This window comes from Prosthecobacter fluviatilis, from assembly GCF_055388355.1.
Window position 1 is genome coordinate 4,136,691 of sequence record NZ_AP043782.1, and the last position, 12,591, is coordinate 4,149,281.

General features: G+C 60.0%; 9 protein-coding genes. 4 read left to right on the forward strand and 5 right to left on the reverse strand.

Features of this window, described 5'->3' with window-relative positions:
* Positions 1 to 21: 21 nt before the first annotated feature.
* The 3 genes from ACZ5WW_RS16240 to ACZ5WW_RS16250 form a co-directional block, all read right to left on the reverse strand.
* Entirely contained in the window at positions 22 to 828 is an 807-nt protein-coding gene (locus ACZ5WW_RS16240; protein ID WP_377166379.1) for an ABC transporter ATP-binding protein, read from the reverse strand.
* Positions 829 to 831: 3 nt separating this feature from the next.
* Positions 832 to 1,635: an MlaE family ABC transporter permease gene (locus tag ACZ5WW_RS16245; protein ID WP_377166377.1), complete on the reverse strand. Its 804-nt coding sequence runs from the start codon at positions 1,633 to 1,635 to the stop codon at positions 832 to 834.
* 133 nt (positions 1,636 to 1,768) lie between these two features.
* Positions 1,769 to 2,518 carry a hypothetical protein gene (locus tag ACZ5WW_RS16250; protein ID WP_377166375.1) on the reverse strand — a complete coding sequence of 250 codons (750 nt, stop codon included), beginning with the start codon at positions 2,516 to 2,518 and terminating at the stop codon, positions 1,769 to 1,771.
* A gap of 170 nt (positions 2,519 to 2,688) precedes the next feature.
* Here ACZ5WW_RS16250 and ACZ5WW_RS16255 point away from each other — a divergent pair, with 170 nt between their 5' ends.
* The 3 genes from ACZ5WW_RS16255 to ACZ5WW_RS16265 all read left to right on the forward strand — a co-directional run bounded on the left by ACZ5WW_RS16255 (position 2,689) and on the right by ACZ5WW_RS16265 (position 8,351).
* The gene (locus ACZ5WW_RS16255; RefSeq protein WP_377166373.1) at positions 2,689 to 3,129 is read left to right on the forward strand and encodes a 23S rRNA (pseudouridine(1915)-N(3))-methyltransferase RlmH; all 441 of its coding nucleotides are present in this window, start codon (positions 2,689 to 2,691) and stop codon (positions 3,127 to 3,129) included.
* Positions 3,130 to 3,260: 131 nt separating this feature from the next.
* A complete protein-coding gene (locus ACZ5WW_RS16260) occupies positions 3,261 to 6,200 on the forward strand; it encodes a PAS domain S-box protein (RefSeq protein WP_377166371.1) in 2,940 nt (979 codons plus the stop codon).
* Between the two features lie 60 nt (positions 6,201 to 6,260).
* Positions 6,261 to 8,351, forward strand: coding sequence for a hypothetical protein (locus tag ACZ5WW_RS16265; protein ID WP_377166369.1), 2,091 nt, complete (start codon positions 6,261 to 6,263; stop codon positions 8,349 to 8,351).
* A 134-nt stretch (positions 8,352 to 8,485) separates the two neighbouring features.
* Here ACZ5WW_RS16265 and ACZ5WW_RS16270 read toward each other — a convergent pair whose 3' ends face one another.
* Entirely contained in the window at positions 8,486 to 10,648 is a 2,163-nt protein-coding gene (locus tag ACZ5WW_RS16270) for a hypothetical protein (protein WP_377166367.1), read from the reverse strand.
* On the reverse strand, positions 10,645 to 11,361 hold the full coding sequence (locus ACZ5WW_RS16275) for a YebC/PmpR family DNA-binding transcriptional regulator (protein WP_377166365.1): 717 nt from the start codon (positions 11,359 to 11,361) through the stop codon (positions 10,645 to 10,647). Before ACZ5WW_RS16275 ends, ACZ5WW_RS16270 begins: the two co-directional genes overlap by 4 nt.
* Before the next feature lie 87 nt (positions 11,362 to 11,448).
* On the opposite strand from ACZ5WW_RS16275, the gene ACZ5WW_RS16280 reads away from it, so the two are divergent.
* On the forward strand, positions 11,449 to 12,582 hold the full coding sequence (locus tag ACZ5WW_RS16280; protein WP_464694160.1) for a hypothetical protein: 1,134 nt from the start codon (positions 11,449 to 11,451) through the stop codon (positions 12,580 to 12,582).
* Positions 12,583 to 12,591 lie beyond the last annotated feature (9 nt).

A 12,591-nucleotide genomic window follows, 5' to 3' on the forward strand; every position in this document is an offset into this window, starting at 1 on the left:
GGGGTGGAAAGAATGACGGGGTTAGCCGGTGATGTCTGAATGGCCGTTGATGAAATCCTGGACGACCTGGTCCGGGGAGTCGCGCAGCTCCTGCGGTGTGCCGAGGAAACGGATCTCTCCACGATAGAGCATGGCCACGCGGTTGGCGATCTTGAAGACGCTGCGCATGTCGTGGGTGACGATGATGGAGGTGATGTTGTAGCGGCGCTGCATGCGCAGGATCATCTGGTCGATGATGTCTGAGCCGATGGGGTCGAGGCCTGAGTTGGGCTCATCGTACAGGATGCACTCGCTGTGGTCGATGATGGCACGCGCGATGCCTGTGCGCTTGCGCATGCCGCCCGAAAGAGCGGTCGGGAATTTATGCCGGTGCTCATCCAGATCCACGGCCTGAAGGGCTGCACGCACGCGGCTGTCGATTTCGGCCCGGTCACGCACACCGTGCTCCAGAAGCGGGAAAGCCACGTTTTGCTCGACCGTGAGATTGTCAAAGAGTGCAGCGCCCTGGAAGAGCATGCTCACCTTCTTGCGAATGGGGGCCATTTCACGTTCCTTGAGGCGGTTCACATGCACGCCGTCCACGTAGATCTCTCCGCTGTCCGGCTTGATCAGGCCGATGATGTGCTTGAGGGTGACGGTCTTGCCCTCGCCGCTGGGGCCGATGATGCACAGAGTCTCACCATGCTGGAGGGTGAGGTTGATGTTCAGCAGCACCTGCTGGCTGCCAAAGCGCTTGCACACGTTTTTCAGTTCAATGAAAGCATGCTGGCTGCCGTTGGCGGAGGCAGGCGAGGAGGCTGGAGTCGTGCCGGTGGTTGGTTCAGCCATGACTTAGACAGTGCCGATGGGGAAGACGTAGTTGAGCAGGATGGAGAGGAAGAAATTGACGATGAGCAGCACGAGCGAGGAGATGACCACCGCGCGTGTGGTGCCTGCGCCGACGCCCACGGCTCCGTTTTCGGCGGACAGGCCCTGGTGGCATGAGATCAAGGTGATGAGCATGCCAAACACGAAGCCCTTGATCATGCCGATGCTGAGATCCTCCATGTTGGTGTGGTCCAGCATGTGGGTGAGATACCACGCGGAGGGCATGTCGTAGCCGAAGCTCGTCACCAGGTAGGAGGCAAAAAGTCCGAAGGAGATGCTCTCCGCCACCAGGAAGGGCATGGAGACCATCATCGCCAGGAAGCGTGGCAGCACGAGAAAATCCACCGGATGCACACCCATGACGCGCAGGGCGTCCACCTGCTCAGTCACTTTCATGGTGCCGATGTCAGCGGCCATCGCAGCACCCACACGGCCTGCCACCATCAGCCCTGCCAGCACCGGACCCAGCTCCCGGCACAGAGCCACGGAAACCACCGCGCCCACGGTGGTCTCAAAGCCGAAGTCCTTGAATTTGGCGTAGCTTTGGAAGGTGAACACAGCGCCCGTGAAGGCACCCGTCACAATCACCACCGCCTGTGAGCCGTAGCCGATGGCTACGATCTGCTGTGCCACGAGCCTGAGGCGCCACACCCTTGAACGAACAGCAATAGACAGCTCGCGCATCAGGTCGGCGAGCTGTCCAAGATAGACCAGAAAATGTAGAAAGGTGCGGCCGGGGAGAGTCAGCAGGCCTGAGGGTAGATCCATTAAGCTTTTATCATCGCATGTTGTGGCGTGAAGGCAAATCAACGGAGCCGTTGAAGATGAAAATGAAAAGCCCCGTCATGGATTTCTCCACAACGGGGCAAAGAGGGGCTGACGTTGCTGGCTGCCGAAGTGCTTACTGTGGTGGCACGCGGAAGAGCTTGCCGGTGTAAGGGCATTTGACTTCCATGCCCACAGGCAGGCCGGTGACGTCCACCAGCTGATGCTTGGCGGCGAACGGGCTGTTCACGAAACCAGGGCGGCCGGGGATGGACGTTCCGTAAGGAAGGTCGGCAGCTGGGGCGGGAGCTGTGGGAGCCACCGTCGGAGCGCTCGGGGCGGGCGTGGTCATGGCAGCCACATTGCTGTTGGCGGTCACAGGAGGTGTGGTGCGGGGGCGTTCAGGGGCTGCGGGAGCCTTTGGACGGGTGGTGGCAACATTGGTGGGCGCCACCGTCACGCTGCCAGGAACCAGGAAAGGACGCTGTGTGTAAGGGCAGACCACCTTGGAGCCCGCAGACATGCCGCGGACGTCTACCAGACGAGGCGGATTGGTGAAAGGAGTGCGGACATAGCCAGGAAGATCCGGCACGGCCTGCGCGACAGGCATCGTGGATGCATTCAGCATCGCAGGAGGAGGCGTGGCGGGGCGGTCTGGCCCCACGACCGGAGCTGGAGTCTGAACGGGAGTCGTGCTCTGAGCCAAGGCTGGCGAGCCGGAGGAAGATCCCAGAGGACGGCTTTCCTTGCCCATGTAGTAGGTGATGAGCCCACGAGTCTGAATCGCCTGCCAAGCCTCACGCGGAGGAACGGCACAAGAAGCCAGCATGACCGTCACAAGACTGGTTGCGACGAGATGAACCGAAGTATGAGATGCTTGAGACATAGGCTTGGCTAACGGTTAATTTTTTGAAGTGACATTCTCATTTTAACGATCTTTTTAAATTATGCAACAACAAGGACGGCAAGGGTACGCAACAAAATCTATCTTTATTAAAATGACAATAATATCATGCTAGCCTTGTATATCTTAATGAGATGTGCGCATTTGGAGTCATGCAATGGCGCATCATCACGGTTGGAAAGCCTGGGCACTCCTGGGTGAAAGAGGCTGTCGATCTCTACTGGAAGAGGCTTCAGCACTACAGCCATTTCGAGCATGTGATCATCAAGGAAGCTCCTCAGGAGAAGGTGGAAAAACAGATCGAGGCCGCATGCGGGAGTGATCTTTGCATCCTGCTGGATGAGCGCGGGCGTCAGTTGCGAAGCCTGGAAATGGCAAAGTGGATTGAGAATGAAGAGGTTTCTGGCCGCAAACGTGTCTGTCTGGTGATCGGCGGTGCGGATGGGCACTCGCCCCAGTTCCGTGCCAGATCCAGAGTGTGCTGGTCGCTTTCCACGCTCACCATGCAGCATGACATCGCCTGGGTGATGCTGATGGAGCAGATCTACCGTGCATACACGATCATTCGGGGGGAGCCCTATCACCGGGAATGATTTCGCATGAGGGGTGTTGAAATTTACGTCTCGGGTCATTAATTGCTGAACTGAGACGCAAATCTCCGTATTTTCGCCTTGCTGATAACTTGAGAGAACCTAAATTTCAAATTTTCTCAACTATCCACGACATGTCCTCCTCGGTCCTCAGAAACGTCATTCATCCCAAGGCGCAGACAGCGCCTCTGGAGAAAGGGCGTGAGGAGGTGGGAGATCAGCGCACGAGTGCACCTGTGAACCCAGATGCTCCCAGGCATGAGTCAGAGGACATGGAGCTGGTGCTGGGCGTCTTGGTGGAAAATGCGCCGGTTGCGATGGCCATGTTTGACCGTGGAATGCGCTACATGCTCGCCAACCGTCAGTGGATCAGCGAGTTCGGGCTTCAGCAGGTGCAGCCGCTCGTCGGCAAGAGTCAGTATGAAATTTTTCCTGGCCTGCATCCGGGCTGGAGGCAGGTGTACGAGCGTGCGCTGCAGGGACACATCGTGCGCAGCGAGCATGATTCTCTCAACGGCCCAGACGGCCGTCATCTGGTCTATCGCTGGGAAGTGCGGCCCTGGCGCAAAAAGCGTGATGCTGCCGTGGGCGGCCTGATGGTGACGTGTGAGAAATTCACTTCTCCGCAGTCTTCGGACGCAGAGACTGCCAAACCAACGGCTTCAACTGAGGAGCAGGAAAACTCCGTGCTGCAGGCCAAGACGCCTGATCCGCTGGACTGCTCCATCCCGATGCTGGTGCTGAATGTGGAGGGGGTCATCATGCGTGCGAATGTCGCTGCGGCGCATCTGACCCTGGACAAAGGCATCCAGGAGGGCGTGACTTGCTTCTGGGAAGTCTTTGCCGAAGGCCGTGACTACAGCGCGCTGCGCCAGCAGACACTGGATGCGCTCACGCGTGTGAGCATGGCGCAGAATGTTTCGCCGGGCTGCATCGTCACCCACCCGGACGCCTCTCCCTATTCTGCGGCGCCCTCGAGGTGGCTGGTGTCCGCACTGGCACACAAAGGTGAAGATGAGTCTTCCCGGCAGTACATGCTTATGGGCTTCTCGCCCCAGACGGCGATGGAGGGCATGCCACCTCCGCCTCCGCCCGCAGTTCTGGCACCTGCAGCCGTTGCCCCGCCAGCTGTGGTGGCCACGCCCCCGGTGGACGACGGCGTGCGCCAGCGCCTGGAGAATGAGCTCTCACGCGCAAAGCAGGAGCTGCGCACTCTCGCCGAGGCGCAGCAGGCCTTTGGCAGGCGCGAAGCGAGGCTGCGCAGCTATCTCGAAGGCATCCCCTGCGGGGTCTTTGTTCTGGATGAGCGCGGTGTTCCGGTGTTTCAAAACGAAGGTCTGGCCAAGCTGCTGGGGCGACCGCTCGAAGCCGACCAAACCGTCGAGAGCTGGCTGGCGCATGCCTGCCCTACCGAGGAGCATCGTGCGCAGGTCGTGCTGGCCTGGCGTGAGAGCGTCTGGCGGCGTCAGCTGACACGCACGGTGTCGCTGGCCACGGCGGATGGTCTGCTCAAGGAGCTGGAGTTTCATCCCATCGCGCTGCCCGGCGGCGGGCTGCTGGTCAGCATTCAGGACGCGACTGAGCACACGAGGCATGAGGAGCAGCTGCGCAGCATGGAGGCCAAGCTCCGCACGCTCATGCAGGGCAGCCCCGTTGCCATTGTCATGACCGACAAGGCCGGAGTCATCTTTGAAGTCAACGAGCATGCCGAAGAGCTGCTGGGACAGGCGAAGTCGGAGCTCCGCCGCTACCCGCTGGATGCCTGGCTGGATCCTGAGAGCGCTGCCGCAAGGCGTGATGCGCTGCGCTCGCTGCAAAGCAGCGGCCGCCAGGCCGAGGCTCTCGGAGTCCGCATCAAGCGCGTGGATGGCAGTTTCTCGCGCGCGATCCTGCACCTGGCCTCTGTTCCTGATCTGCAGGGTGAAGCACACTGCACCATTCATTACCTCCAGGATGTCTCCGAGCCTGCGGCTGCAGCCCACCCAGCGCTGAGGGCTCCTGCGGCAGCTTTCACCCAGGCACCTGCCGCCAGCCGAAGGCCGGCGAGCGTCGTGCTGCTCACCACGGATGCCAATGGCCGTGTGCGCACCTGGTCGGAGCATGCGCAAAAGCTTTTCGGCCTTGAGTCTGCTGCTGCGATCGGCCGGCCGCTACATCAGTTTTTCCGGCCTTCGGACGCCACCGGTTTCTTTGCGGATCTTGCCGAGCAGGCCTCGCGTCCGCACAGCGTGATGCCGCGTCCGATATTCGGCGGCAACGGCCGGTGCGGTGAAGCAAAAATCGGCGCACGCATCCTTGCAGATGGTGGTTTTGAGCTCTCCTCGCATGAAGCGGAAGCCACTGAAACACCTGCGGTGCCCTCAGTGCCTGCGGCGATGCTCAAGGCGGCTGTCCCGCTGGCCTTCCAGGTGGTGTCTCCCGCGCGCCAGCGCTGGCCGGTGGTCGATCTTGAGCGCGAGAAGCTTCTGCTCACCGAGACCCATCATCGCATCAAAAACCATCTCCAGATCATCTCCAGCCTGCTGAACATGCAGATCAACGGGGTGAGTGATCAGGATGCCCGCAATGCCCTGCGCTCCAGCCAGAACCGCGTGCGTGCCATCGCGGCGCTGCATCAGCACCTGTATCAGGTCGCGCTGGGGAAGGGGGACACCTTCAGCGATTTCTCGCACGATCTCGTCGCCCACCTGCGTGAATGCTACGAGGTGAAGCCGGATCAGATTCAGGTGCACCTGGAGGTGCAGGAAGGGCCCATTCAGCAGGAGTGGCTGATGCCGCTGGCACTCACGCTCAATGAGGCGCTCTCAAACTGCTTTGAGCACGCCTATCCGCATGGCCGGCAGGGGCGGGTCACGGCGGTGCTGAGCTACAGCCAGGGCGCGGGGGAGCTTGTCATCGGTGACGACGGCGTGGGCCTGCCCGCCGGGTTTCACCCCGGAGAGGGCAGCGGTCTCGGGCTCAAGATCCTTGCTGTGTTCGCAGATCAAATGCGGGGGCAGCTCTTCGTCAGGGGCAACCCCGACCAGGGCACCGAAATCAAGCTGCGCTTCCCACTGGCGTCGGCCGAGGGTTAAACCCTGTGCGCCGGCGCATATTCTTTTTGCCAATGGCGGCTCAGCCATGAGTATAGCTGCGTGCTGACCCCACCCACGGCCTGCCTGAGCCTCCTGGCGTTTTTAACGCTTGGGCTGGCGGACGTCGCCGCACAGCCGGTGACCACGCGCACGGACAGTGTCGCCGTGCTGCTCAATGACTGGTTTGCGAACGGTACCGCAGCAGGTCTGCAGGCCATCATGTATGAAAACCGTGACGGCCAGCATTCGCCGCTGAACACGGCGGAGTACCCTCAGCTTCAGGTCTTCAAGGGAAACGAAAAAGGTGCCGCCACTCAGGTGCGGCCCCAGCCCACGCTGGGAAACTGCTCCATGGCATCTGCCGCCACGCAGCTCGGCTGCCTGCCGCGCATCTACATGATGGACCCTGGCGGCAACCGCTTCCTGGCCCAGCAGTACCTTTCCAACAACCTCTTCATCTACCCGGAGCATCAGGACTATGACATCGGGGGAAATGGTGCTGACGGTGGCGGCTATGGCGATCTCCTGCCGCTGAACAGCCCCTGTCTCCTCATCTCCCAGGGGTCTTCATTCACCGACCAGCCTTTCCTGAAGGCCCTGCTGTCCACCACCGCCGCCTTTCCTCCGGAAACGCAGAAGCTGCTCATCGAAAAACGTCTGCTCGCACCCACGCTGCAGGCCATCTTCCGCCGTTCAAACAGGATGGTGCAGACGGCCGAGGACTACTTCACCGGCAAAGCGCACCCGCCTGTCTTTGATGGTGCGCAGATCGATGAGGAAAAAATGGTGCGCACCGCCCATGACATGACGCCGGCCAAGATCCCGCCGCTGGTGCTGCTGCGTGTGATCGAAGAGTCCAAGATCGAACCCGGCAAAAATTTCTTCGAGCTTGCCAGCCCGCACCCGTGGCAGCTTTCGGACACCCCTGTCTCCATCGCGCGCATCCTGCGTGGGAATGAAGACGAGCACGTCATGCTCGTGGGCTTTGAGAAAACGATGAACCTCGTCAAAGCGCCGCTCCAAATGCGCGGCGCCGTGCTTCAGGGAGACACACGCTTTGTCCGCATCGAGTCCCAGCCCGGTGGTGATGTCATGCGTCTCCGCATCCGCTGGGCGCCGCCCGTCATGACCGCCACCGGCCTCCGCAGCCATCGGATCGACATCGGTGTTTTTGCAGACAACGGCTCCAGTGCCAGCACCCCGGCCATCATCAGCTTTTACATGCTGCCCAACGAAATGCATTTCTATGACGAGAAGGGCCGTGTCTCTGAGATCCACTACCAAACGCACAACCCGGACTATGGCCTTCCGGCTGCGGATACGGACCTGCGCTGGGTGAAGGTTCTGCTGGCCTTCAGCATGAAGGACACCAATCTCCGCAGTCGGCTGCTCGATCAAATCCTCACGCCTGAAGAGCGGGCCGGACTGCAGCAGCACTATCTTGTGCTCAAGCCCCTGCTGGAAGCCCACGCTGCAGTCGAAAACAATGCCCAGCGCAAAGAGCAGGCCGCCAAGCTGAGGTCCAAGCTGGGCGAGGCCATCAGCGGAGCCTTGAAAAAGAAGGTCACGGAAAAATCAGAGCTCAGCGTGCGTGACACCATTGAGAAAGTGCTCAACGCCATCGCCAGTTTTCATCTTCTCTACCTCGGCTCTCAGCGTGAGCTCGATGCCCTGGCCGCTGCTTCGCCCAAATCAACGGCCATTGCCGACGTCCGCGCCGAACTGCACCGCCTCATTCTGCAGGGGGTGCTTGTCGAGCAGGCTTCCGGCCAGATCGACACGATGTCCCCGCCGGAAAAGCTTTCGCTCGGAGAGCGCTACATGCTGCGGGGCCTGAACCTCACCCTCCTCAGCCAGGTGATCTTTCCGGATGTCCTCGAGCGTTCCACCGCTCCTGCCTATGTCAGTCCGCGTCTCACGACACCGAAGCAATGGCGTGATGTCTATCGCTACGATCCCGCTTCTGGTGCACTTCAGGGCTGGATTCGTTATGCTGATTCCCGGATTGCCAATTTTGACGCTGAGGGCCGTCTTCTGCCGGATGGCCCGCAGGGCAAGTCTGTTCCCGTCCTTTATCTGATGAATGAAAAAGGCCTGCTCACCTGGCGTGCTCAGGCCGAGCCCACGCCTGTGTCATCGTCCACCAAGTGACAAATGGCGGCACCCTTTCTTCACTGCGATCGCTCACGAGCATGAGCTTTGCCCTTTGCCAAACAGCAAGGGAAAAACCAAGGCAGACGGGCCGTGGCCTGCATGAGTGACTGGCGTGAGTCCGGGGGCCTGCATCAGTCATAGCTCAGCACATCGTGCATCTGCCATGAGAGGCGCCCTCGGCTCATCCCTTCCTCGCTCCAGAGACGCAGGTCCATCGTCTCCAGCGGTTCCAGCCATTTGAGCATTGCCTTCAGATCTCCTGCGCCACCGTTCTGGGCCCGCGCGTTCGCAAAGGCCTTGAGAAACTCACGCAGTTTGGAGATGCTTGCCTTGGCCCGCATCCCTGTGGCCGGGCCTGGGCCGGGTCGCCTGAGGACTTCCGCCAGATGGCTCTGCTGCACACGCGATGTGCCGAGCATGAAGACCTGGTCATTCAGCGAGGCACAGGGTGCCAGCTCTCTCGAATCAAACGGCAGTTCATAGCTGTAGCTCGTCAGGTCTCCGCTGCGCTTCACCACCACCCGCGGCAGCTCAACCGGCTGCGGTGAAGGCACGTTTTTCAGCAGCTTTTGCAGGGCTGCCTCCATGTTGGCCCATGACACACCGATCAGCGCCCGGTTTTTGATCTGATGCACGCTGGCAAAGCGTGGCAGAGGCACGGACTCCCCGCCTGGCGGCAGGCCTGGCAGCAGCGGCATTTTTCCTCCCACATCCACGATGAAGGCGCCGTCTCCGCTCAGCGCCTTCTGCCAGATGGTTTTTGTGCCGTCATAAAGCTCCACGATGCCCGGCAGCACGGCATGCTCTGCCAGCTTGTACAGTTCTGCTGACTTCTCGCCGCCCACCCCCGCTTTGATCAGCTCATGGGCCGTCGCATGCAGGGTGCGCATCCACGTTTCAAAGTAGGCTCTCCCTGTACCTGTGCCGGACCCCTGACCGCTCATGCCGAAGACCAGATCAGGCTCGTCCAGCAAAGCCGAGAACTGCGATGCCTTTGCCAGATCTGCGGCTCCGGCAGTGGAACACCCACCGGCCATTTCCAGCTGCAGCCCGCCCTGCCACCATGCCACCAGCGCACCGTTGGCATGCTCGCTCCGGTAGTACGCGCGCTCAGCAGCAGCCAGCTCGACCACCTGCGGCTCCAGGGCGCGCGCCACACCTGCGAATGTTTTTTCCGCCTGCAGGCCTGTCAGCACTCCACGCACAATCGGCTGGAACGGATGGTCTGACTGCAGTGCATCCCAGAACTTGCCATCCCAGCATGCGATCAATCCCAGACCTTTGCGCGCATGAGCGTCCAGCGGCCGCATTTCAGGCCGTGCCAGCAGTGACTCCTCCACAGAGCTGGCCAGCCGGATCTGATCCTTCGACCTGCCCACGGCCACATACGCACATTGACTGCCCATGCCCAGAGCCAGCACCCATTTTTTGCGTGCCAGGACTTCCAGGCCGCGAGAGATCCTGTCCTTGGTCTCCGGGGTGATCCCCGGCACAGCTTTGACCAGCAGGTCCACCCAGTCGCGCCGCCTGTCCGCCGTCAGCACCTGGTCCATGGCAACCTCGTTCACCGTGATCTTTTCCCCCTGGGCTGTCACGATGCGTGACTGCGGTGCATTGCCCAGCCATTCCGCCAGCCGCAGTGTCTCGCTCATTTTTCGCAGCACCAGCGCTGGCTCGGGCGATGCCACGCCGATCATGACCGGCGGCATTTCAAACCGTTCCAGCAGCAGGATGAGCGCCTCCAGCACCGCAGGGTCACGCAGCGCGGCCTCCATCAGCTTCTTCGCATCAAAGCTTGTGCCCAGTCCCGCCAGTGCGCCGCCGCTCATCATGCCGCGGTAGGCTGTCTCGTTGTAAAGATCATTGAGCTGTCTCAGCAGCACCAGGCTCTGCACACTGTCTTTCCCGAAAGCGAGAAAGGCCTCGTCCACCGTCACGACGTCTGTCTTGTCAGCCGCGGGCGCTTTGTCCTCCAGAAACGCCATTGCCTGGCCCCACCATCGCGAAGCCTGCAGTGCCTGCGCGTGCTTCTTGAACTGCACGCTGCTGATGCAAAACTCCACATCGCTGACCACCCGGCCCGCAAGTCCCAGATTTTCTGCCTCGGTGAGCAGCGTGGGCTGCACAACGACGGGGGTTTCTGCCTTGGGGACGAGCGAGGTTTTTTTCTTTCCGCAGCCGCAGAGCAGGAGTGCGGCGGGCAGAATGCAGAATGACGAAGCCCGAAAGGCGCGCTGGAGGAGACGGTGCCGCCCCCATGCCTCCCTCGGGCTCTGGCATTCGAGAGTTATCATTTCAGCGCGGCGTAAACCCGGTGCACATCATCATGCCCGTCCAGCGCCTGCAGGAAGTTTGTGATCTCCTCGCGCTGCGCGTCGGTCACTTCGGGGTACTCCTTGGGCACGTAGCTCATTTCGGAGGTGGTCACCTGCCAGCCAGCGGCTTTGAGGGCCTTCGTCACGGCATCCAGCGTCGTCGTCTGGGTGAAGAAACGTGCGCCGATGTGGCCTGCGGCTTCCTCGTCTTCGACTTCCATCGGCTCCACGTTTTCCGCTTCGGCCTCCAGCGCGGCCACCTCGATGTCCAGCGTCTTGTCTGCGTGATGCGCCTCGACCATGCCCACATGGTCAAACATCCACAGCACCTTGCCCATGCTGCCGGCACGGAAGAGCACGCGGATTTCCGAGGAGGTGCGGTTGTTGTTGTCCGTCAGGCATTCCACCACCACCGGCACGCGGTGCGGGGTGAATCCTTCATAAACCGTCGTCTCATACTGCACGGCATCCGGCCCGGTGCCCGAGCCTTTGGCGATGGCGCGCTCGATGGTGTCGCGCGTCACGCTCTGCTTCTTGGCATTCGCCACCGCAGCGGCCAGACGGGCGTTGTATTCCGGGTGCGGGCCACCGAGCTTGGCCGCCACCTGGATTTCACGCACCAGCTTGCCCGTGATCTTGCCCTTTTGGTCCGCGGCCATTTCCCGCCATTTCTGTTTCCATTGTGCGCCCATGATGATGTGTCGTTCAGTTCAAAGTTAGGCCGCATCAAAGGTGGGAGCGGGGGGAATGCAAGCTGCTGAAAGACTTAACCATCGCTCTTGCGAACAGGATACCCTGTCGGCAAGATCCGCGCCATGTGGCCCTTCAAAAAAGCAACGAATACCAACCCAACGCTCAAACAACGGGTCACAGAGTTTTGGAATTGGTATGCGGAAAACGCAGACCGCTTCTACAAAACGATCGAAAACAAAAGATGTTCAGACCTGCAGTCCGAGGTTTCCGCTGCCGTCGATCGCTGGCTTACCGGCATGGCATGGGTGTTTGGGCCTGGCGAAAACAATCAGGGGCATTCTTTCACGCTTTCAGGAGAGGGAATTATCTTCAAACAGTTCGTTGCAGAATACTGGCAGCAACAAGCGCCCCGGCTTGAGGGATGGACGTTTTATGCCTCTCGCCAAGCTTCGGATGAGCCCAAAGGATTCACTTTGCGGTTGGATGAAAAAGAAAATTTCCAGCCTGAAGAATTCTGGGTCTTTCCTTACGTCGATGTTCAAGACGAGGCAATAGACATCGCTGTCTGGCATCCAACCATGCATCGGCTTGAGGAACACACACGTTTGCAGGCTTTATTTCTGATGCTAGACGAGCTACTGGGAGAGCACGGAACTCAAAACTGGATAGGTGAGATTAAGTTCAGCGAAGATCAGCTCAAACAGTCGATCCCCATTGCGGAGCTCCCTGAAATGATTGACCAAGTCCAAAAGGAGCATGGGTGGAAAAAATGCCCTCCAACAGAAACCTATTCAAGCTATCACCTGAAAGAGCAGGAAACGGAATGGCTCCGCAGCGATACCGTAGCTGGATCGTCACGTTGCTTTCGACTTCTACGGGGCTACTTCGAGGCACATGGCCCGTGCGAACATCCGCTATCTGGCATCGGGGTGGACTATGTTTTTGTCGCGGTTCAAACCAGCTTCTTCCCCAAGGGGTCTGAAGTCGATGGTCGGGGCAAGATCGAAGATGAGATCATTGAAGCCTTCGAAACGGCGGCCAGCGGCATCTCAATTGGCGGCGCCACGGGGTTCGAAAACTGCTACATGGATTTCATGATTTTTGATGGCGAAAAGAGTCTCAAAATCGTGAAGGAAATCTTGAGAAAGCACAAGGTTCCCAAAAGCACAAAGATACACTTCTTTACCTCTGATCGAGCCAAAGATGTGATCTCAATTTAGAGTCAGCCA